Here is a 21,602-nt window from a genome sequence, read left to right as displayed (position 1 = left end):
CGTCACCTTAGGCGCGCATGCCGGGCGCCGCCGCCGCGTCACGAGGAGTTCACGTGCGGACAGCCGCCGCCCTGCCAGGATCGCCGCATGGGTGACTACGACGTGCTGTTCGAGCCGGTCCGCATCGGGCCGAAGGTGGCGCCGAACCGCTTCTACCAGGTGCCGCACTGCAACGGGCTCGGGCACGCGCGCCCGACGTCGCTCGCAGCGATGCGCGGCATCAAGGCCGAGGGCGGCTGGGGCGTGGTGTGCACCGAGGAGGTCGAGATCCACCCGACGAGCGACCTCGCGCCGTACGTCGAGGGCCGGCTCTGGGACGACGACGACATCGCCGGCCTGCGGCTCATGACCGAGGCGGTGCACGAGCACGGGTCCCTGGCCGGCATCGAGCTCACCCATGCAGGGCTCGACGCCGCGAACCACTACTCGCGGATGACGCCCATCGGCCCGAGGTCGGAAGGCGTGCTGGGCGGCGGCGGCTTCGAGCCCGCGCAGACCCGCGCCATGACGCGCAGGGACTTCGCCGACGTACGCCGCTGGCACCGCGCCGCCGCCGTCCGGGCGCGGGACGCCGGCTTCGACATCGTCTACTGCTATGCGGCGCACGGGCTCACGCTGCCGATGCAGCTGCTGTCACGACGCCACAACGACCGCACGGACGAGTACGGCGGCTCGCTCGAGAACCGCGTGCGCTTCCTGCGCGAGATCATCGAGGACACCAAGGACGCCGTCGGTCACGACTGCGCCGTCGCCGTGCGGCTCGCAGTGGACGAGCTCGTCGGCGAGCAGGGCATCACCCACGACGGCGAGGCCGCGGAGATCGTCGCGATGCTCGCCGAGCTGCCCGACCTCTGGGACGTCAACATCTCCGACTGGAGCAACGACTCGGCCACCTCCCGGTTCGCCGCGGAGGGGCACCAGGAGCCGTACATCGCGTTCGTGAAGGGCCTGACCACCAAGCCTGTGGTCGGGGTCGGGCGCTACACGTCGCCGGACTCGATGGTGTCGGCAGTGAGGCGCGGCGTCCTCGACCTCATCGGCGCCGCGCGCCCGTCGATCGCCGATCCGCACCTGCCGCGCAAGATCCGGGAGGGCCGGCTCGAGGAGATCCGCGAGTGCATCGGCTGCAACATCTGCGTCGCCACCGACCCGAAGTCGCTGCCGATCCGCTGCACCCAGAACCCGACGATGGGCGAGGAGTGGCGCCGGTCGTGGCACCCCGAGCGGATCCCTTGGCGGCGCAACGACTCCGCGGTCATGGTGGTCGGGGCAGGCCCCGCCGGGCTGGAGGCCGCGCGCGCACTGGGGCAGCGCGGGCACCGGGTCGACCTGCTCGACGCCCGCCGCCGACTCGGAGGGCGCGTCGACCGCGAGGCCCTGCTTCCCGGCCTCGCCGCCTGGCGGCGCGTCGTCGACTGGCGGCTCGGGCGCATCGAGGCGATGCCCGAGGTGTCGGTCTACCCCGAGAGCCCGATGACGGCCGACGACGTGCTCGCCTCGGATGCGCGCCACGTGATCGTGGCCACCGGTGCCACGTGGCGGCGCGACGGCCGCGGCCGCTCGCTCGGCCACGCCGTCGACGGCTGGGACTCCGGCTCGATCCTGACACCGGACGACATCCTCGACGACCTCGTCGCCGGCACCTGGTCGGTGCCGGACGGCCGCGTCGTCGTCTACGACGACGACCACTACGTCATGGGCGGGCTGCTCGCCGAGCTCCTGGCCGTGCGCGGCAACAACGTCACGCTGGTCACGCCGGCGCCGCTGCTCTCGTACTGGACGCAGTTCACCCTCGAGCAGGAGCGGATCGAGTTGCGGCTGCGGGCGCTCGGGGTCGATGTCGTCGTACGCCGGACGATGCCGCGCGTGGACGGGTCCTCGGTGGTGCTCGCGTCCGTCGTGGACGGCGCGGAGACGGTGCTGCCGCGCGACGTCGTCGTGATGGTCGCGGACAGGGCACCGGTGCACGACCTGCACGACGCGCTGCTGCCCGCGCTCGAGGACGGGCGCCTCGACTCGCTGCGGCTCATCGGCGACGCCGACGCGCCGAACCTGATCGCCCAGGCCGTGTTCGCCGGCCACCTCGCGGCCCGCGAGCACGGGGAGGCCGTCGACCGCGACGCCGTCCCCTTCCGACGCGAGCGGTTCTCGGTGCCGCGCTAGGTTCGACGCATGACCGCAGCCGAGCAATGGCGCGCCGACCTGGCCACGTGGGCCATCCCGCCCGAGATCCTCGACGCTGCGCCCGAGGACCCGTGGATCCACCCGGTCGAGATGTTCACGGTCTCGGGCGAGGTGCCGGACTCGCCCTCGCACGCGCGCGCCCGCGAGGCCCTGCCCGAGGGCGGGAGCGTCCTCGACGTGGGGTGCGGCGGCGGCCGGGCGTCCCTGGCGCTCCTCCCCCGCGCCGGCGTGGTCACCGGCGTCGACTCGAGCGCGCGCATGCTCGCGCAGTACGCCGCGGCCGCCGACGAACGCGGCGTGGCGCACGCGGAGATGCTCGGCACCTGGCCCGAGTCGGTGGACGGCGTACCGGCGGCGGACGTCGTGGTGTGCCACCACGTCGTCTACAACGTGCCCGACCTTCCGCCCTTCCTGCTGGCGCTGGCCGACCGTGCGGTGCGGCGCGTCGTGCTCGAGCTGCCCGTCACGCACCCGCTCACCCACATGAGCCCGCTCTGGCGGCAGTTCTGGGGCCTGGAGCGGCCGACGAGGCCCACGGCGGAGGACTGCCTCGCCGTGGCGCGGGAGGCCGGCATCGACGCCACCCTCGACGTCTGGGACGACGAGCCGTTCGAGCAGCGCACGACCCTCACGCCAGCGCAGCGCGCGCACTACCTGCGCGTGCGGCTCTGCCTTCCCGCCGACCGGGAGCCCGAGGTGGTCGCGGCGCTGCAGGCAGCCGGTCCGCCCGCCCCGCGACGGACGGCCACCCTCTGGTGGGACGTCTGACCGTCCGTCACCCGGCAGGTGCCGGCGCGACCATCACGGGGCACTGCGCGCCGTCGACGACAGCGCTCGTCACCGAGCCGAAGGCGGCACCGGACAGGCCCCGGTGACCGTGCGCTCCGACCACGAGGAGCTGGACGTTCTCGGACTCGGAGTCGAGCGCGAGGACGGGTCCCATCGGTGCCACGACGGACGTGACCTCGAGCCCTGGAGCCGCCGCGCGTGCAACGGCGATGGCATCGTCGACGACGCTGAGGGCGACATCGTGCTGCGCGTCGATGACCTCCTGCGGCACCGGGAGGGCGTCGAACCCGCTGACCGGGGCCGGCTGCCAACCGTGCACCACGACGAGCGGCACCTTCCGCATCTGCGCCTCCTCGACCGCCAGCAGCACGGCGGCCCGGGACCCGGGAGAGCCGTCGACGCCGACGGCGACCGGCAGCCCTGCTGCGCCGACGTTGCGGTGCACGACGACGGCCGGGCACAGGGCGTGGGACGAGACGCGGTGGCTCACCGAGCCGAGCAGGAACCGCGCGAGCAGCCCCTTGCCGTGCGAGCCCACCACGACCAGCTCGGCACCGGTGCTGCGGTCGATGAGGGCGGATGCCGGGTCACGCGTCTCGCTGCGGGCGATGACCGAGATCCCCGGGAACGACCTGCGCGCGCGAGCCGCTGCGGCGTCGAGCACGTCCTCGTGCTCGTCGTCGTCGATCAGCGGGGGCGCGCCTCCCGCCGGCGCGGCCGCGAGCGAGTGCGCTGCCAGGGTGTGGAGCACCTCGAGCGGCACCCCTCGGCGCTCGGCTTCCGCAGCGCCCCAGTCGACGGCGGTGTCCGACGCAGGGGATCCGTCGACCCCGACGACGATGGTCCGGATGTCCATGACGCCCTCCCGCAGCACCCCTCGTGGAGCACGTGGTGGTGCTTGCTCCATCCCACTCCTTCGCCGACGCGGATGCGCGGCGAACCGTCCGGCTGCTGCTGGTTCCGGCGACGCACGCCAGGCCTGACCGCTGCTTTCCCCGAAGCGCGTGTTCGCGTGCAGCGCAACGGTTCCCCGGGATACGTCCGCGCAGGGTCTTGCCCGCTGTCAGACGTATGTTCGATAATGGCTCCATCGTTCATCGGCCGGGGAAGGAGGCACCATGACGGGCACGCACACCGCGCTCCTCGCGCTCGACGACCCGTCTCTGGTGTCGGTCCTGTCGCCGGAGGAGGTCGCGTTCGCCGCCGAGCTCGCCCGGCTCTACCCCAGCGACGACGACCGGGTGATCTACGCCGACGACCTCGGTGAGCACGGCGACGACCTCGACGGCTTCGACCGCGTCGAGGTGTCCGACCACGGTCCGGAAGGTGACGCGCCGCTCGCCCCTCCCGCGTGGGCGCCTGAGGCGATCCTGGCTGCCGCCGACCGGCCGCAGGGGTGCGGTGCTGAGGATCTGGCGTTGCTGGAGGCCACCGATCCGGCGTCGTTGGACGACCCGTTGGCCCGGATCGCGTACGTGAAGGTGCTGAACCGGGTCGAGGCCGCCGTCGCAGCCCGCCGCTACGACGCGGTGCTGTCGCTGGTGCCGGTGCTCCCCCACGACCACGACTACCTCGTCGAGGCGCACTGGGAGGTGGAGCTCGCCCAGGCGTGCCGGTCCTCGTTCCGGGCAGCGCGGCAGATGATCGACGCCGCCCGCGCCAACCGGATGGTGTTCCCCGGCATGCAGGAGGCGCTGGCCGCAGGGCGGGTGTCGGACAAGCACGTGCGGGTCCTGCTCGAGCGCACCCGCGTCATCGCCGATGCCGCCACCCTGGTCTTGATCGGGGAGCAGGCCCTGCCCCTCGCGCTCACCCTGACCCCGCCCCGGTTCACCGACGCGTTGGAGCAGGTGATCCTGCGGTTCGACCCCGACGCCCCCGCCCGCCGCACGAAGGCCATCGAGAACCGCGACGTGTGGACGTGCCGGCTGCCCGACGGCATGGCCATGCTCGGCATCAAGACCGACGCCGCCACCGTCGCCGCCATGCACGACCGCATCCGCGCCGCCGCGAAGGACCTGCACGCCGCCCGCGGCGGCGCCGCTGCGGTGCGGGCCGGGGACACCGACGCCTCGATGCACGCCTGCGCCGCGGACGCCGCGGCCGCGATCATCCTGGGCACCACGGCCCAGGACGGGTCGGTCGTGTTCGACCCCGCCGCCCAGACCGTCGTGCACGTCCAGCTGGTCATCGATCTGGAGACCCTGCGCGGCGAGCGCGACAACCCCGCCCTGCTGCACGGCTGCCCCATCCCAGCCTCCATGGCCCGCGATATCGCCGGCTACGCGACGGCGTTCCGCCGCATCGTCACCGACCCCGTCACCGGGCACCTGCTCGACTACGGCCGCGAGCAGTACCTCCCCGCACCGCTGCGCGACCACGTCCTGCACCGCGACGGCGGCTGCCGCATCCCCGGCTGCGGATGCCGACGCATCACCGCCCTGCAGATGGACCACGCCCTGCGCTACCCCGACGGCCCGTCGGACCCCGCCAACACCGGCGCCCTGTCCACCCGCTGCCACCAGCTCAAGACCGCCGGCTACGTCACCCTCGACGAAGGCCACGCCGACGGATCGGTCACCCTCATCACCCTCCTCGGCCAACGCATCCACATACCCCCACGCCCCTACACCGGCTGGCAACCACCACCCGACCCAGCCGACGACATCCCGCCGTTCTAGCCCTGAACACCGAGAACGCCGAGAAGCCTTACCCCCACCGGGTGACCGCCCTTCGGCCTGCCCCCAGACCGGCCGACGACCCGGATTCGATCAGCACATCGGCTCGATCGCTGCCGTGGATTCTGTTCGTGGAGTCCCGGCGAGAGACAGGGAGATGGGCCTCAGCCGAGTTCGCGTGAGAGCGTCGGCGTTGGGGCACCGCGACGTCCGTCGTCCACTGCTCGCGGAGACTTCCTCTGACTCCGCGATGCGCGCCCTACCTGCACCCGCAACAGGCTGTCAGGCCGGGGTCTGAGGGATCGGGTCCCGCCGCATCGCCCACGCCGGTGGCCCGCCCTTGCCGAGAACTGCTTCCTCGAGCACGGCGAACCCGAGCCGCTCGTAGAACGGCAGGTTGGCGGGCGTGTTCGTGTTGAGGTAGCAGGGCAGTCCCGCCGCGTCGGCCTGAGCCAGCCCATCGCGCACGAGGGCGCTGCCGCGCCCCTGACCCTGCAGGGCGGGGTCCACGCCGACGATCAGCAACTCCCAATGGGGCCCGTCCATGTGCCGTTTGTGGATCTTGTCCATGACTCCACCCGCGCCCCCGAACCGGGCCAAGGGCCCCAGCCCCGTCTGCAACGGCACGGCGAGCATCCCCGATCGGAGCATCCGCCACGGGGACATCGCCTGCCCGGGAGGGATCCAGATCGCGACGCACCGGCCCTCCCCGGACTGCTGGACATAGCCGTAGCGAATCCCGTATTCGAGGGGGACCCGGTTGAGTCGGCGCAGGCGGCGTGCCCGGGTAGCTGGATCGGGGAACACCCACCCGACCATCGAATCGTCCATGAAGGCCGTCACGAGCGTGTCGTTGGCCGTGTCCAGCATCGATCGGTCCAACGGCGCGACCGTCGAGTTGTCATCCATAGGGGCAGTCCATGCGGCGATCATGCCCGACGCAGCCCCGCCTGTTGCCGGATACTTCACGCGCGGTCGCGGTGAACCGCCGAAGCTCCAGCCTCGCGTCACGGGGTCAGGCATGGACGCCGGCGACTTCCCCGACGGATCCCAGCAGCGGACCCCGCCCGAGGAGGAGCGAGCGGTCAGGCGCGGAAGCCGCGGTGCAGCGCCACGATGCCGCCGTGGATGTTCATCCACTCGACGTCGCGCCAGCCGGCCTCGGACAGGTGACCGGCGAGGGTGCGCTGGTCGGGCCAGGCCTGGATCGACTCGGCGAGGTAGACGTAGGCCTCCGGGTTGCTCGCGACGGCGCGCGCCAGCGACGGGATCGCGCCCATGAGGTACTCGGAGTAGATGGTGTTGAGCACCTTGTGCTTCGGGTGGCTGAACTCGCAGACCACGAGGCGTCCGCCGGGACGCACCACGCGGTAGAGCTCGCGCAGGGCTGCGCGGGCGTCCTGCACGTTGCGCAGGCCAAAGCTGATGGTTGCGCCGTCGAACGCGCCGTCGCCGAAGGGCAGGTGCAGGGCGTCGCCGGCGGTGAAGGGCAGGGTCGGGCAACGGTCGTGGCCGACCATGAGCATGCCCTGGCTGAAGTCGCACGGGATCACGGTCGCGCCGCGCTCGGCGATCGGGAGGCTGGAGGTGCCGGTGCCTGCGGCCAGATCGAGGATGACCTCGCCCGGACGCGGATCGACGGAGTTCACGAGCGCCTTGCGCCACACGCGGGTCTGACCGAGCGCGAGCACCTCGTTGCAGACGTCGTACCGCGAGGCGACGCCGTCGAACATGCCGGCGACCTCGTCGGGATCACGGCTGAGGGTCGCCCGCCGCCAGGTCGCGTCCTTGCGGGGCTCGGCGTGCATGAGCGGGACCAGTGTCTCGGCCAGGTTGGACATCTTCTGCTCCTCAAGAGCCGTCCGTCGTTCTCGTGTCTCGATCGTAGAAAGTTCATCGACCTCGGCGCAGCGCTTCTGGCCCGCGACACCTGTCTCGTAGGACACACACCCCCCGGGGGTAGGCAGCGCGCTTGTGGAGCTCGCCCGTGCCTGCCATCGCTCCCAGCCTTCGCAGCCCCGCGGGTCGAGTCCTTCCCCGCCCCGCGCGCCGCCGGCGAAACGGCAGCCTCAGATCGCGGGCAGCGGCCGACCGGCGTCGAGCTCGGCGACGAGCGAGGCGACGACGGCTGCGAGGTCGCCACCGTGGCGGGCGGCGACGGCGCGCTGCCGGTCGGCGCTGCTGCCCGCCGCGAGGATCACGAGGACGTCGAGCAGCTGCTTCTCGCAGCCCAGCTCGCGCGCGAGCGGCAGGAGCCGCTCGACGAGGTCGCGCACGTCGTCGGTCACGAGCCGCTCGTGGTTCGCGGAGTCGAGGATCACGATCGCCTCGGTGCCGTAGCGCGCGACGCGCCACTTGTTCTCCTGCACGTGCCATGGGGGCAGGACGGGCAGCGTCTCGCCGTCGTCGAGACGGCGCCCCAGGTCGACGACGAGGCAGTGCGTCAGCGCCGCGACCGCACCGACCTCCAGCAGGGTGGGCAGCCCGTCGCACACGCGCACCTCGAGCGTGCCGAGCGACGGCGACGGTCGCAGGTCCCAGCGGATCTCCCGGTACTCGTCGACGACACCGGTCTCGAACATGTCCCCGACGTACGACTCGAACTCCGCCCACGACCCGAACTGGAACGGCAGCCCGGCGGTCGGCAGCTGCTGGAACATCAGCGCGCGGTTGCTCGCGTAGGCCGTGTCGACCCCTCCCCAGTACGGCGACGACGCCGACAGCACCTGCAGGTGCGGGTAGTACGGCAGCAGCCCGTTGAGCACCGCGATCGCACGATCACCGCTCGGCACCCCCACGTGCACGTGGACCCCGTAGATGAGCATCTGCCGGCCCCACCACTGGGTGCGGTCGATCAGCGTGGAGTAGAGCTCCCCCTCGGTGACGAGCTGCTCGGTCGCGTCGGCGAAGGGGTGCGAGCCGGCCGAGAACAGGTCGACCCCGCGCGCGTCGGTCACCGCGCGCACCAGGTCGAGGCTCTGCTTCAGGTCGGCGACGGCCTCCGGCACCGTGCGGCAGATGCCGGTCACGAGCTCGACGGTGTTGAGCAGCAGCTCCTTGTGCACCCGCGCGGGATGCCCCTCCTCCGGCGGCGGCAGGGCGGCGAGCACCTCGTCGGCGATCGGCACCAGGTCGCCAGTGGCCCGGTCGACGAAGGCCAGCTCCCACTCCACACCGAGGGTCGGCTCGGGTGACCCGTGGAAGTCCAGCTGCACGTCCGCAAGTCTGGCACCGGCGGCGGCGGCAGGACGTCACCGAACGGTCACCCATCCCGGTCGCCCTGCGCTGCCGTCGGGCCTAGTGTCGTCGGATGACCCGTATCGCCTGGATCGTGCAGCTCGACGACGACCCGCTGCGCGCGGCGGTCGACGCCCTGCGGCACACGCTCTCCGCAGCCGGGCACGCCGAGTCGACGCACGACTCCGCCGACGTCGTCCTCGTGTGGGCCGACCGCCCCTTGCCGGCCGGGGAGCTCGCGTCCGTCGTCGCCGACCCCCGCCCCGTGATCCTCGCCGGGCCCACCCTCGGACGCGGCGACACCGAGTCGCGCCTCGCCGAGGCCGCCGGCTTCCGCGTGAGCCGGGCGACGCCGGTCCACGACGTCCGCGTGCGCGTCGGGCGCGACGGCGCCCTGCTGCCGACGTCGGGTCACACGCACGCCGAGGGCGACCACAACGGCCCGCACGACCACGTCACCGACCGCGTGATGCTTGCCGACAAGGTGACCGACGACGTCGAGGTGCTGCGCGTGGCGGCCGTCGGCCTCGTCGAGCACCCCGTCATGACCTGGCGCCCGAGCACCGGCGTGGCCACCTGGACCCTCGGCACCACCGGCGCCGCGGCAGCCGAGCGGGCCACCGTGCGCGCTCTGGTCGGTCTCCTCGGGCACGTCACCGGCCGCAGCACCCCCGCGGACGTCCGGGTCGGGCTGCTCGGCTACGGCGCGATCGGGCACGAGCACAGCCGCGCGGTGCGCGCCGTCGACGGCCTCGCGCTCTCGGCCGTGTGCGACACCTCGCCCGCCCGCCGCGACGCCGCAGCCCAGGCCGCCCCCGGCATCGCGACGCTGTCCGACGCCGACGCCCTGATCGCCCGCGACGACGTCGATCTCGTCGTGGTCTCCACGCCTCCGAGCACCCACGCCGACTGGGCGCTGCGTGCGATCCGCGCGGGCAAGCACGTGGTGGTCGAGAAGCCGTTCGCGATCCGCACCGAGGAGGCGGACGCCGTCCTGGCCGAGGCCGACGCGGCAGGGCTGCTCGCCGTCGTCTACCAGAACCGGCGCTTCGACCCCGACCATCTGGCCGTACGCCGAGCTGTGCGCTCCGGCGCGCTCGGCGACGTCTTCCACCTGGAGACGTTCGTCGGCGGCTACGGGCACCCCTGCAACCTCTGGCACTCCGACGAGGGCGTGTCGGGCGGCGCGTTCTACGACTGGGGCTCGCACGTGCTCGACCAGATCCTCGACCTCGTCCCCACGGACGTCGAGTACGTGACGGCCGCCGCCCACAAGCGCCGCTGGCACGACGTCACGAACGCCGACCACTCGCGCGTCACGGTGCGCTTCACCGACGGCGTCGAGGCGGAGTTCATCCACTCGGACCTCGCCGCGGTGCTCAAGCCGCGGTGGTACGTGCTCGGCACCGAGGGGGCGATCGTCGGCACGTGGCGCACCGAGAGGATCGTGTCGCGCAACGACATCGGCACCCTCGCCGAGGACGTGCTCGCCCCCGCCGACTCCCCCCCGCTCCTCGACCTGCACGCGGGCGACGGCAGCGTCACCCGCCTCGCCACCCCTGCGGCCGCGCCGTACTCGTTCCACCGCGAGCTGGCCGAGCGCCTGCACCTCGGGCTGCCGATGTCGGTGACGGGTGCGCAGTCGCGCCGGGTGCTCGCCGTCATGGAGGCGGCGCGTGCCTCGGCGGAGGACTCGGGCCGGCCGGTGGTCCCGCGATGACGCAGGTGCGCTGGGGCTTCCTCGGCGCAGGCTTCATCGCCACCCGCGGTGTCGGCCCTGTGGTGCACCAGGCGGAGAACGCCGTGCTCCAGGTGGTGGGTGCACGGGACCTCGACCGGGCGCGGTCGCTCGAGCCGGTGCGCGCGGTCTCGTCGTACGACGAGGTGCTGGCGGCCGACGACGTCGACGCCGTCTACATCTCGCTCCCCAACGACGCCCACCTCCCGTGGGTCACTGCGGCTCTGGCGGCCGGCAAGCACGTGCTGTGCGAGAAGCCGCTCGCGCTGCACGCCGACGAGGTGGCCGAGATGACGGCGGCGGCGCAGCGCAACGGCGTGCACCTCGTCGAGGCCGCCTGGAACCGCTGGCACCCGCGGACCCGTCGCGTGGAGGAGCTCCTGGCCGAGGTGCCCGGCGAGCTCGACATCCGCACCTGGTTCACCTTCGCCGGCGTGCCCGACGACAACTACCGGCTCGACCCGTCGCGCGGCGGCGGCGCCCTCCTCGACGTCGGCGTGTACGCGACCGCCGCGGCGATGGTCGCCCTCGGGCACGAGCCGACGGTCGTGGACGCGGCGCACGACCTCGGCCCGACCGGTGTCGACCTCACGACCACCGCGACGCTGGCATCGGACCGCGGCCGGGCCTCGGTGCTGGGCTCGTTCGTCCGGCCCGAGTCGCAGGGGTGGACGGTGACCGCACCCGGATTCGCCCTCGAGCTGCCGCACCCGGCGTTCACGTCCTGGCGCGAGCCGTCGACCCTGCGGATCGTGCGCGACGGAGTCGAGCAGGTCGAGGAGTTCGCCGAGTGCGACGCCTACCGGCTCATGGTCGAGGCCGCCTCCTCGCTGGTCCTCGGCGAGGACGCGTGGGTGCTCCCGCTCTCGGAGTCGCTCGCCGTCGCGCGCACCGTCGACGAGATCGCCCGGGTGGCTGGGGCATCATGAGCGACGTGCTCCCCGGCCTCGTCGACGACGACATCGCCCTGCCCGGCTTCCGGATGGCGCTGCGTCGTGCCCCGGGCGAGCGGCGTCCCTTCCTGCTCGTGCACGGCCTCGCCTCGAACGCACGGCTGTGGGACGGGGTTGCGCGCAGGCTCGCCGCGGCCGGTCACGAGGTGGTCGCCGTCGACCAGCGCGGCCACGGCCGGTCGGAGGAGACCGTGGACGGCTACGACACCTCCACGGCCGCATGCGATCTGAGCGATCTGATCGCGGCCCTCGGATGGACCGGCGATCGCGCGCCGGTCGTCGCAGGCCAGTCGTGGGGCGGCAACGTCGTGCTCACGCTCGCGGCCGAGCACCGCGGCGTCGGCGCGATCGCTCTGGTCGACGGCGGGTGGATCCACCTGTCGGACCGGTTCCCGACCTTCGACGAGTGCTGGGAGCAGCTGGCCCCGCCGGTCTTCGACGGCTGGACGCGCGCGTCGCTCGAGGAGCGCGCCCGCAGCTGGAACAGCGACTGGCCGGAGGAGGGTCGGCTCGGAGCGCTGGCGAACTTCGGCGACCTGCCCGACGGCACCGTGCGGCCGCACCTCGCACGCGAGCATCACCGCAGCATCGTGCACTCGCTGTGGCAGGACGATCCGCGCCCGCTCTACCCGCGGGTGCAGGTGCCGACGCTCCTCATGGCTGCGGTCGACGCCGTCCCCCTCGGGTCGACGCCCGTCACCGAGGCTCTTGACCGCATCCCCGACGCCGAGGTGCAGTGGTACGTCGGTGCGCACCACGACCTGCACGCTCAGCAGCCGGACCGGTGCACGGCCGACCTGCTCGCACTCGAGGTGCGAGCCCGCCCCTGACGACCCGCGGTCAGTGCTTCTTGGTCGACGGGATGATCTCGTGCGAGGTGCCCGCCTTGGCCTTCTTGTCGAGGCGCTTCTCCTTGAGGGACTTCCCGGCCGTCTTCTTCTGCAGGTGCTGTCGCGGGGACTTGTCGGCCATGGTGGCTCCTCGAGCCGGGAAGCCTGAACGGCTCCGTGACTCCGGACAGTACGCCCCTTCGTCGCGCACGCTGCCGGAACGGCCACGGGTGGGCGGCGCGTCGACCGCGCCACCCACCCGTGCAGAGCCGTTCGGTGCCTAGACCCGGTCCTTGAGCGCCTGGGCGCCCTGCTCCACCTCGCTGCTGCTGAGCATCTCCTTCGCCTGACCGACGATGTCCTCGAGAGCCATGTCCGCTCCCTCGCGCTGTCCGGCCGCCCGGCGACGGCCGCGGAGGTCGAGTGTCGCCACGCCTCCCCCGACGCGCATCCGGTTCCTCCGACGTGCACCGAGTGCTCGGCCGAGGTGCATCGAGCGGGTCGACGCCGGGGCGTCGGCCGGTCGCGGAACGGGGTCCTCCACCGGCCGACAGCTCAGCGAGCGGTGCGGAGCGCCTCGGCCTCCGCGCGCGCGAGGTCGGCGCCGACCTCGTCGCCGAGCGCCTGCACCACGGTCGCGCGCTTGAGCCAGGAGTAGGGGCTGCACGGGTTGATCCCGAGCCTCTCCGAGACCAGCGTCCGCGCGAGATCGAGCCGGCCCGCACGGATGGCCGCCTCGAGCAGCGTGCGCTGCACGGCGTCCCGCTGCGCGTGGCTGCCGCCGAACAGCTGCACGCGGCTCCTGATGGGCGCCAGCAGTTCGACCGCGGTGGCGTAGTCCTCGCGCGCGAAGGCCACGAGCGCCCGTGCGACGGGCAGACCGACCTCGCGCGTCATCGTCACGTTGGTGACCGCCGGGTCGACGTCGCCCGCGAGCCACTGGGTCCGGCTCTCGACCAGCCGCTCGGCGTCGCGCAGGCGGCCGGCACCGATGTACGCCATCACGGCGTGCATGTCGTTGAACGAGTAGAGAGGCACCGCGACCTTCGCGTCCCACGCCTCGGCGAGAGCCGTCCACCGCGACCCCGTGTCCTCGCCCTCGAGCAGCAGCCGCCACAGCAGCGCAGACGCATCCAGCATCTCCATCGCGAGACCGGCGGACTCCGCGTGGTGCAGGACGGCGTCGTAGATCTCCAGCGGACGCCGGGTGTCGCCGGCCTCGAGCAGGTAGAGGCAGTAGTGCCACCAGTTGTGGACGTTGAGGAAGTTGCCCTGCTGCCAGTCGCCCGCGCGCTCGTCGAGGAAGGCGCGGCCCTCGGCGAACCGGCCCTGCATCTCGAAGGTGTGCGCGACGGCGTGCAGCGCCCACACGTCCGACCGGTCGAGCTCGAGCGCCCGGAGCCCGACGTCCTCCGAGCGTCCGTAGAGCCCGCACTCCTCGAGGCCGAACGCGTGCATGCCGAGCAGCTGCCCGAGGTGCGGGTCGTCCTCGGTCCAGGCGGAGAGCGCGCCGCCCACGCGGTCGCGGAGGGCCGGCGCATCCGCCGTGAAGAAGTCGACCTGGTGGCCCACCGCAAGGGCGAGCGCGTCGCGCGGGTGCTCGACGACGAGCGCGCGCAGCAGCCTTCCTCCGCTCACGAGGTCGCCGCGCACGAGCGCGTCGGCCGCCGCGAGGTGCTGGCGCTCGCGCGGCTGCAGCCCCGAGGCGTCGGTGGTCGCGATGTACGACGTGAGCGACTCCTTCGCCGCGGCCACGTCATCGGGCTCGGTGCCGAGGACGCCGAGGTAGGCCTCCATCACCCGGCCCATCGCCAGACCGGGCTCGATGGTGAGCGCGGTCGAGAGCGAGTCGCCGACCTCTGACCGGAAGTGCAGCAGGTGGTCCACCGCATCGTCGTACGCCGCTACGGCCGCAGGATCGGCGTCGGTGAGGACGTTGCCGTGCTGGTCGATGCTCATGCTCGCCCTCGCCCTACCGGGCCGAGGTGGCGAGGCCGTCGATGCGCACGGTCCTGCCCGAGGTGAGGACGACGAGACGCACCGAGCCGTACCTGCCCTTCGCCAGACGCGGAAGCATGAGGACCGTGCGGTCCTTCGCCGTGGCGGAGTAGAGCGAGATCGTGCCGATCCGGTGCGACCCGACCAGCACCGCGACCCGGCCGCCGTTCGGGCCGGTCGAGGCGATCACGCCCACCTCGCGCACGTAGCCCGGTGCGGTCGAGAGCGAGGCCCACTGGTCCGTGGTGCGCGACGCGGTCCCGCGCAGGAAGCCCTCGCGCGACACGCGGACCCAGTCGCCGCGCGCGGTGAGCTGGCGGTCGTCGAAGGGCACCGTCGTGCACTTCTCCTCCGACCACGCGCTCACCGCCCCGGCCTCGTTGCGGGCCCGGCTCGAGAAGCAGTACCGGTAGCCCGGCACGGCGTCGAGCGTCGCGAGGCGCGTCGTGGTCCGGTTGATCCACCAGCGGTAGCTCGTGTACGGGCCACCGAGCGCGCTCGCGCGGCGGTACCTGACATCGGTGCTCGTCACGGGCGACACGAGGTCGGACGCCGTCCAGCGCACCGTGAGGGTCGACGAGCGGGAGAACGCCGAGGCGGCGCCCGACACGCCCGAGGTCGGCGCGACGACACCGGGCTCCGGCGCCTGCACCGGCTGCCACGACCAGCTGCTCGCGCTCGCGCTTCCGTTGGCCGGGCTGGCAGACAAGGGCTGTCCGTCGATCGACGTCACCCACGTCTCGGCGCTCTGCCATTCCTCGCCCATCTCGGCGCTGTCGATGACGACCGCGAATCGCGTCGAGTCGGGCGACCAGGTGTACTCCGTGGCCCGGATCCCGGTGTCGACCGCACTCGTCCCGTCCGCGTCCGAGACCCAGAGCTGGGTACCCACGAGGTACGCCAGATGGGCGCCGTCGCCGGAGTACTGAGGTTCGGCTGCCGCATCCACCAGCGGAGCGCTCGGCCCGCCAGCGGCGGGCAGAACCGAGACGCCCGCTGCCGTGGCGAAGGCGATGCTGCCGCCGTCGGGGCTCCAGGAGGGGTCCACCTCGTCGACACCTGGTGTCGAGGTCAGCTGGCGCACCGGAGCGCCGCTCGCGACGTCCACGATCATGAGGTCCCCACCGCGGCTGATCACGAGCTGGGAGCCGTCGGGGCTGAAATCGGGCCGGCTGTCGTCGGCCGTGCCGATCGACCTGATCTCGTCGTCCACCACGTCGTAGACGAGGATCTCGAGACCGGCGTTGGTCGGGTCGTTCACCCATTCGCCGACGACCGCGACGGTGCGGCCGTCGGGGCCCCAGATCGCCTCCTCAGGGGCGATCGAGGGCAGGGCGGACTCGGGATCCCCCTGGACGCCGCAGCACGCACGCTCGGTGCCGTCGGGCGCGAACGTGCCCGACCAGACGAAGCCCTCGATGTTCGTGATCACGCCGTTCGCACCGGGGTGCTGGGCCACGGCCGCCGGTGCGGCGGCCACGAGCCCGGTCACGACGAGCAGCGGCACCAGGACGAGCGCGGCACGACGCATGAGATCCCCCACCCAGGGTCGACGGACGGACGGGCGGACCGCCCGGCACGACGGTAGCGACGCACGGCCCCGGATGGGTGCGCTAGCAGCGACGGAAACTGCCGGGATCGCCTCTGCCGCAGGGGATTGTCACGCAGTGCTGTCGAATAGTGACGCAGTGGTCACTCTCCGCCGCCAGCTCTGGTCAGACGGTCGGAGGCCGCTCGTTGTAGCCGTCGGCGCGCGGCTGCCCCGACAGCGCCTGGATCGCGGCCATCACCTCGTCGGTGAGGGCGCGCCGTGCGGCGCCGCTGGGCATGCCCTCGAACCGCTTCCCCACCCGGATCGGGGTCCCGAACCGCACGGTGACGCGCGCGAGCCGGGGTGCCTTGGCACCCACCGGCTGCAGCTTCTCGGTACCGATGAGCCCGACGGGCACGATCGGGGCGCCCGAGGTGAGCGCCAGGTGCGCCACGCCCGTCCGCCCCCGGTAGAGCCGGCCGTCGAGCGAACGGGTGCCCTCGGGGTAGATGCCGAAGGCCTCGCCCCGGCCGAGCACCTCGAGGGCGATGTCGAGCGAGGCCAGCGCCGCCTTGGTGTCGTCGCGGTCGACGGGGATCATGCCGATGCCCTCGAACCAGCCGCGCATCAGCGCGCCCTTGACGCCCGTGCCGGTGAAGTAGGACTCCTTGGCGAGGAACACGACCTTCCGCGGCGAGACAATCGGGATCACCATGCTGTCGGCGAACGACAGGTGGTTGCTCGCGACGATGACGGGCCCGGACTCCGGGATGCTGGCGAGGCCCTCGACGTGCGGACGCCACACCACCTTGGCCACCGGCGGCACGATCGCGTGCGCGACCTCGTACAGCATGCTCACCTTCCGGCCGATCCCCGAGGGCACAAGCCTCCCAGGTGGTCTCCCAGCACCGGCACCGGGTGCCGATCAGGTGCCGAGGACGCGCCGCACGTAGGCGTCCAGGCAGCGCTCGGCCTTGCTGCGCGCCTTGGCGATGACGACGAGGGTGGCGCGGTCGATCGGCTCGGCACCGAAGCCGGTGGCGTAGGGCTCGATGACCTTGCGGTACTCCTCCTCGGCCGCGGCCCACTCCTCGCGTGCGTCGTTCTTGGTCTTGGCCATGCCGAGACGCTACTGCCCGGCCGAGGTCGGGGGGAACGTGAGGAACGGCGGGTGCCGCGCCCGAATCGCGTCCTGGGTCGTACCGCCGCTGTGAATCCGTACTGGACGCACGCCCTGCCGGCCGCGGTGACGGCCCGCGCCATACCCCCAGGAAGTTCAGAAATACTGCACAGAATCCCTTGACAGTGCGTTCAGCCCCCCTCATGTTTGCTCCAAGCCGTCGAGGGTCCGCACCTCGCCGGGCCACCCCCAGCACGCCGCGACGCGGCGCCCTCTCGAAGGAGAGCGATGACCTCGACCCCCGACCCCGGTACGTTCGCGGCCGCCCCTGCGGTGGTCCTGCGCGGCGGCACCGTGCTCACGATGAACGACAGCAAGACGGTTCTCGCAGGTGCCGATGTGCTCGTCGTCGGCGAGACCATCGCGGCGATCGGGCCGAACCTCGCCGTGCCCGAGGGCACCGTCGAGATCGACGCCTCCGGCGGCATCGTCATGCCGGGCATGATCGATACGCACCGCCACATGTGGCAGACCGCCATGCGCGGCTACGGCGCCGACTGGACCCTCACGCAGTACTTCGTCTGGTACTACCTCGAGTGGGGCAAGTCCTTCCGCCCCGAGGACGTGTACGCCGGCAACCTGCTCAGCGCCGTCGAGGCCGTCGACGCCGGCGTCACGACGTCGGTCGACTGGTCGCACGGTCTGCAGAGCACCGAGCACGCCGACGCCGCGCTCGACGCCCTCGAGGAGGTGCCGGGCCGGTTCGTGCTCGCCTACGGCAACATCCAGCAGGGCCCCTGGGAGTGGTCGAACTCCCCCGAGTTCCGCGACTTCGTACGACGTCGCATCGACCCGTCGAACGACATGCTCGGCTTCCAGCTCGCCTTCGACGTCACGGGCGACCCGACGTTCCCGGAGAAGGCGGCCTTCGAGGCCGCCCGCGAGCTCGGCGTCCCGGTCACGACGCACGCCGGCGTCTGGGCGATCACCAAGGACGAGAGCATCCAGCTCATGCACGACAACGGCTTCATGACGCCGGGCCAGATCTACGTCCACTCGACCACGCTGTCGGCGGACTCCTACCACCGCATCGCGGCGTCCGGCGGCCACGCGTCGGTGTCGACCGAGAGCGAGTGCAGCGCGGGGCAGGGCTACCCGCCCACCTGGCAGCTCCGCAAGTACGGCGTCCCCGTGTCGCTGTCGATGGACACGAGCGTGTGGTGGAGCGCCGACCTGTTCTCGGCCATGCGCGGCACCCTCAACGCCGATCGGGTGCGCGTGCACATGGCCGCCCACGAGAAGGGCGAGACGGTCGTCAACCACCCGCTGCGTGCGGAGACGGTCGTGGAGTGGGCGACCATCGGCGGTGCCCGCGCGCTCGGGCTCGGTGACAAGGTCGGCAGCCTCGAGGTCGGCAAGCAGGCCGACGTGGTGCTGATCAAGAACGACGCGTCGCCGGCGATGTTCCCGGTGCTCAACCCGTACGGCCACGTGGTCTACCAGGCCACCCGCGGCGACGTGCACTCCGTCCTCGTCAAGGGCAAGGTCCTCAAGCACGACGGCCGGCTCGTCGGTGCGGCCGACAAGGTCGCCAAGGCCCGCGAGGTCGTCGGGCAGACCGTCGACCACCTGATGCAGGCCCTCGGCGACGAGAAGTGGGTCAACGGCATGAACCCCGAGCTCGCGCCCGACGAGCTCTTCGACAACCCCTACCAGTACAGCGACCACGAGATCGGCGCCGCCGAGGCGCACGACGAGTAGATCGCCCGAGCGATCACGGAGGCCGGCGAGCACCTGCTCGCCGGCCTCCGTCGTGCTGCTCCTGAGGATTCAGCCGCCGCTCTCGATCACCTGCGCGAGGTACTCCCAGTCCCTGTTGAACCGGTAGGAGTGCTGGGCCGGAGGCTGCGGCGCCTGCGTCTCGATCCAGCGCACCAGGCCGCTCCCGCGGTTGTGGAACCCGTGGTCGGCACCCACGCCGGCCCAGAGCACGTCGCCGGGCCGCAGGACGAGCTCGTCGCCCTCGACGAGCGCGTGCACCTCGCCCTGGACCATCACGTACGCCTCCTCGAAGGGGTGGTCGTGCGGGTGGGCGATGGCGGTGGGCTGGTACTGCACCATGAACATCGTGTGCAGCTGCGCGCGCAGCCGCTGGTCGACGAGCATCCGCACGCCGATGCCGCTGTAGGCGAGCAGCGCCGTCGCCATGCTGGCCGACACCTGGGGCGCGTCCACCTGGGAGCCGACGGCGAGGTTGTCGAGGTCCATCGACGCGGGGTCGAAGCGGAACGCGCTCTGGTTGCGCGGGTCCCGCACATCGGTGGCGGGCGAGGCCGCGGCCTCGAGCTGCTCGCCGGTGAAGAACGTGTCGGTACGACGCGTGTCCTCGAACGGCGCCGGCGCACTCATGAGCAGCCACGACACCGGGCCACGGCCTGCGCGCACGGAGTACGTGACGCCGACGGGCACCGCGATGCAGTCGTCGGCGCCGAGCGTGGTCGACGCGCCGAGCATCGTGACGACGAGCTCGCCGGACAGCACGTACATGCTGACCTCGAACGAGTGCACCACCGCCTCGACGTGCCCCGCCGGCTCGAGGGCGCAGACGTACAGGCCCATGTGCGGCGAGCCCTCGGACTTGCCGACGAGCTGCTGGCGCGAGAAGCCCTTCGAGCGGTCGGCGTACGCCGCCGGCAGCACGTTCTGCGTCTCGTCGATCCGCGTGACGTGGTACATCAGCGAACCATGGTCCCGCCGTCGACCATGAGGTTGACCGCGTTGACGCCTCCGTTGTCGAGAAGGAAGAGCGTGGCACCGACGATCTCGTCCATCGTCACGGTCCGGCCGATGGGCGTGCGCGAGACCACGAGGTCGAGGCTCTTCTCCTTCCACTCCGGGCTGTCTCCGACGATGCCCGGGTGGAGCGCGTTGACGCGTACGGGTGCGAGCTCGCTGGCGAGCGTGCGCACCATCGAGCTGATGCCGCCGTTGACGGTGGTGACCGTGGTCGAGCCCGGGTAGGGGCGCAGCATCGCGAGGCCGCCGAACAGCACGATCGAGGCGCTCGGGGTGAAGCGGTCGTGCAGGACGTGGACGGCCTCGGCGTACCCGACCAGCTTGAGCGTGACGAGGCGCGTCGCGCGGGCGACGTCGTACTCCTTGATGCCGTTGGCGTCGCGCTCGATGGCGGCCACCACGAGGTGGTCGACGCTCTCGACGTCCGACAGGGCGGCGGCGATGGAGGCCGGCTCCGCGAGGTCGAGGGCGATGCCGCGGACGGTGGGTCCGATCTCCGCGGCGACCGACTGCGCGCGGTCGGCGTCGCGCCCCGAGATGACGACCGACATCCCGTCCGCCGCGAGCCGTGCGGCGAGCTCGCGCCCGATGCCCGACGTCCCGCCGAGGATGACGGCGGTGCCCTGCCTGGTGTGCTCTCCCACGGGATCCTCCTGCTGCAGCGCCCTCCGACAGAGGGCGGCGTCCCCGCGAGACTAAGGAGGCGGTCCGAGAGCGTCAAGTATTTCTTTACAAGTGTTCAGCAATGTTCTGGGAGGAGCCTGCGCGACGGGCTCCCCGAGGCTCACCGCCGGGGCCTCGGGCGTGCCGTTGAGCGTGATCACGCGGGTCGGACCCCGCCGTCGCCAGCGCCCGTGCAGTACAGTGCCGATGAACGTCGGGGCGCGGCGCGCCCCCGGGACGACCCGCGAGGGGGCAGGAGCCATGCAGGCAGCCGCAGGGCCGCGTCTTCGGGCGCGCCGACGCGAGCTCGGGCTCTCGCTGCGCGAGCTCGGCAGCCGCGTCGGGGTGTCGGCGAGCATGCTCTCCCAGGTCGAGAACGACCGCTGCCGAGCCTCGGTGGCCACCCTGTACAAGCTCGTCAACGAGCTCGGCCTCACCCTCGACGACCTGTTCGAGAACCCGGCCGGCGATCCCCCCGCCGCGTCGGTCACGTCGTCCGGGTCCGGTCAGCCCACGCCTGGCCCCCGGGCCGCCTCCAGCAGGCCCGCGTCGGCGGCGCCCCGCGGGCCCGTGCTCGTGCCCGGCGAGCGCGTGACGATCGAGCTCGAGTCCGGCGTCACCTGGGAGAAGCTCTCCAACGCCGCCCCGGCCGGCCTCGAGTTCATCCTCGTGACGTACGCGCCCGGGAGCAGCTCGGGCAAGTCCGGGAAGTTCTCGCAGCACCAGGGCTTCGAGTGCGCCTACATCGAGTCCGGCGAGCTCACCTTCCACCACATGTTCGACACCTGGACCCTGCACCCGGGCGACACCGTCACGTTCGACGCCTCCGAGCCGCACCGGCTCGAGAACCGCGGCACGGAGGACGTCCGCGCCGTCTGGGTGATCCTGCGCGAGGCCGCCGCCAGCGCCAGCGCCGGCGCCGCCCCTGCCGCCCTCGCCGCGGGCGCGGAGGGCCTCGCGGCCGCGGCCGTGTCCGCCGCGCCCCGTGCCACGGTCGTCCGCGGCTCCTAGTCCGCTCACCGGTCGGTTCGCCGCTCGGCAGGCAACCCGCCACACGCCCGGGCACCCTGGTCCCGGACCATCGG

At 72.4% G+C, this 21,602-nt stretch carries 19 protein-coding genes; 8 read left to right on the top strand and 11 right to left on the bottom strand.

The genetic code is table 11. The annotated features are described in order from the left end of the window. Positions 1-87: 87 nt before the first annotated feature. Both ACFQGU_RS09915 and ACFQGU_RS09910 read left to right on the top strand, forming a co-directional pair. A complete protein-coding gene (locus tag ACFQGU_RS09915) occupies positions 88-2,163 on the top strand; it encodes an oxidoreductase (RefSeq protein ID WP_386766191.1) in 2,076 nt (691 codons plus the stop codon). A 9-nt stretch (positions 2,164-2,172) separates the two neighbouring features. Beyond that, positions 2,173-2,952, top strand: coding sequence for a class I SAM-dependent methyltransferase (locus tag ACFQGU_RS09910; protein ID WP_386766189.1), 780 nt, complete (start codon positions 2,173-2,175; stop codon positions 2,950-2,952). Positions 2,953-2,959: 7 nt separating this feature from the next. Here the strand turns inward: ACFQGU_RS09910 and ACFQGU_RS09905 are convergent, their stop codons facing one another. Next, positions 2,960-3,829, bottom strand: a complete 870-nt coding sequence (locus ACFQGU_RS09905; protein ID WP_386766187.1) for a universal stress protein — start codon at positions 3,827-3,829, stop codon at positions 2,960-2,962. A 262-nt stretch (positions 3,830-4,091) separates the two neighbouring features. On the opposite strand from ACFQGU_RS09905, the gene ACFQGU_RS09900 reads away from it, so the two are divergent. Beyond that, positions 4,092-5,654 carry a DUF222 domain-containing protein gene (locus tag ACFQGU_RS09900; protein WP_386766185.1) on the top strand — a complete coding sequence of 521 codons (1,563 nt, stop codon included), beginning with the start codon at positions 4,092-4,094 and terminating at the stop codon, positions 5,652-5,654. A gap of 279 nt (positions 5,655-5,933) precedes the next feature. On the opposite strand, the gene ACFQGU_RS09895 is transcribed toward ACFQGU_RS09900, so the two are convergent. The 3 genes from ACFQGU_RS09895 to ACFQGU_RS09885 all read right to left on the bottom strand — a co-directional run bounded on the left by ACFQGU_RS09895 (position 5,934) and on the right by ACFQGU_RS09885 (position 8,866). Next, on the bottom strand, positions 5,934-6,560 hold the full coding sequence (locus tag ACFQGU_RS09895; protein ID WP_386766183.1) for a GNAT family N-acetyltransferase: 627 nt from the start codon (positions 6,558-6,560) through the stop codon (positions 5,934-5,936). 176 nt (positions 6,561-6,736) lie between these two features. Beyond that, positions 6,737-7,459 (bottom strand): demethylmenaquinone methyltransferase, encoded by a 723-nt coding sequence (locus tag ACFQGU_RS09890; protein ID WP_386768223.1) that lies wholly within the window; start codon positions 7,457-7,459, stop codon positions 6,737-6,739. A gap of 261 nt (positions 7,460-7,720) precedes the next feature. Then, positions 7,721-8,866 (bottom strand): glutamate--cysteine ligase, encoded by a 1,146-nt coding sequence (locus ACFQGU_RS09885; protein WP_386766181.1) that lies wholly within the window; start codon positions 8,864-8,866, stop codon positions 7,721-7,723. A 95-nt stretch (positions 8,867-8,961) separates the two neighbouring features. Here ACFQGU_RS09885 and ACFQGU_RS09880 point away from each other — a divergent pair, with 95 nt between their 5' ends. The 3 genes from ACFQGU_RS09880 to ACFQGU_RS09870 are packed head-to-tail and all read left to right on the top strand — an operon-like array spanning position 8,962 to position 12,409. Beyond that, entirely contained in the window at positions 8,962-10,608 is a 1,647-nt protein-coding gene (locus ACFQGU_RS09880) for a Gfo/Idh/MocA family protein (RefSeq protein WP_386766179.1), read from the top strand. Further along, positions 10,605-11,555, top strand: coding sequence for a Gfo/Idh/MocA family protein (locus ACFQGU_RS09875; protein ID WP_386766177.1), 951 nt, complete (start codon positions 10,605-10,607; stop codon positions 11,553-11,555). The genes ACFQGU_RS09880 and ACFQGU_RS09875 overlap by 4 nt, the downstream gene beginning before the upstream one ends. After that, entirely contained in the window at positions 11,552-12,409 is an 858-nt protein-coding gene (locus ACFQGU_RS09870; RefSeq protein WP_386766175.1) for an alpha/beta fold hydrolase, read from the top strand. Before ACFQGU_RS09875 ends, ACFQGU_RS09870 begins: the two co-directional genes overlap by 4 nt. Before the next feature lie 10 nt (positions 12,410-12,419). On the opposite strand, the gene ACFQGU_RS09865 is transcribed toward ACFQGU_RS09870, so the two are convergent. From ACFQGU_RS09865 to ACFQGU_RS09845, 5 genes are all read right to left on the bottom strand, one after another. Beyond that, complete coding sequence (locus ACFQGU_RS09865; RefSeq protein ID WP_386766173.1) at positions 12,420-12,551, bottom strand: hypothetical protein; 132 nt, start codon at positions 12,549-12,551, stop codon at positions 12,420-12,422. A 413-nt stretch (positions 12,552-12,964) separates the two neighbouring features. Continuing rightward, on the bottom strand, positions 12,965-14,368 hold the full coding sequence (locus ACFQGU_RS09860; protein ID WP_386766171.1) for a tetratricopeptide repeat protein: 1,404 nt from the start codon (positions 14,366-14,368) through the stop codon (positions 12,965-12,967). A 13-nt stretch (positions 14,369-14,381) separates the two neighbouring features. Then, entirely contained in the window at positions 14,382-15,938 is a 1,557-nt protein-coding gene (locus tag ACFQGU_RS09855; protein WP_386766169.1) for a TolB family protein, read from the bottom strand. A 184-nt stretch (positions 15,939-16,122) separates the two neighbouring features. Further along, positions 16,123-16,791 (bottom strand): lysophospholipid acyltransferase family protein, encoded by a 669-nt coding sequence (locus ACFQGU_RS09850; RefSeq protein ID WP_386768221.1) that lies wholly within the window; start codon positions 16,789-16,791, stop codon positions 16,123-16,125. A 72-nt stretch (positions 16,792-16,863) separates the two neighbouring features. Next, the gene (locus ACFQGU_RS09845; RefSeq protein WP_386766167.1) at positions 16,864-17,058 is read right to left on the bottom strand and encodes a hypothetical protein; all 195 of its coding nucleotides are present in this window, start codon (positions 17,056-17,058) and stop codon (positions 16,864-16,866) included. Positions 17,059-17,346: 288 nt separating this feature from the next. Between ACFQGU_RS09845 and ACFQGU_RS09840 the strand changes: the two genes are divergently transcribed. Then, positions 17,347-18,819 (top strand): amidohydrolase family protein, encoded by a 1,473-nt coding sequence (locus ACFQGU_RS09840; RefSeq protein WP_386766165.1) that lies wholly within the window; start codon positions 17,347-17,349, stop codon positions 18,817-18,819. A 69-nt stretch (positions 18,820-18,888) separates the two neighbouring features. On the opposite strand, the gene ACFQGU_RS09835 is transcribed toward ACFQGU_RS09840, so the two are convergent. Beyond that, entirely contained in the window at positions 18,889-19,794 is a 906-nt protein-coding gene (locus ACFQGU_RS09835; protein WP_386766162.1) for a cupin domain-containing protein, read from the bottom strand. Next, the gene (locus ACFQGU_RS09830) at positions 19,794-20,498 is read right to left on the bottom strand and encodes an SDR family oxidoreductase (RefSeq protein ID WP_386766160.1); all 705 of its coding nucleotides are present in this window, start codon (positions 20,496-20,498) and stop codon (positions 19,794-19,796) included. The genes ACFQGU_RS09835 and ACFQGU_RS09830 overlap by 1 nt, the downstream gene beginning before the upstream one ends. A gap of 280 nt (positions 20,499-20,778) precedes the next feature. Between ACFQGU_RS09830 and ACFQGU_RS09825 the strand changes: the two genes are divergently transcribed. Continuing rightward, the gene (locus ACFQGU_RS09825) at positions 20,779-21,528 is read left to right on the top strand and encodes a helix-turn-helix domain-containing protein (protein ID WP_386766158.1); all 750 of its coding nucleotides are present in this window, start codon (positions 20,779-20,781) and stop codon (positions 21,526-21,528) included. Positions 21,529-21,602 lie beyond the last annotated feature (74 nt).

This window comes from Longivirga aurantiaca, assembly GCF_042660085.1.
GTDB lineage: Bacteria > Actinomycetota > Actinomycetes > S36-B12 > CAIYMF01 > Longivirga > Longivirga aurantiaca.
This window is presented reverse-complemented; position numbering and strand designations above follow the sequence as displayed.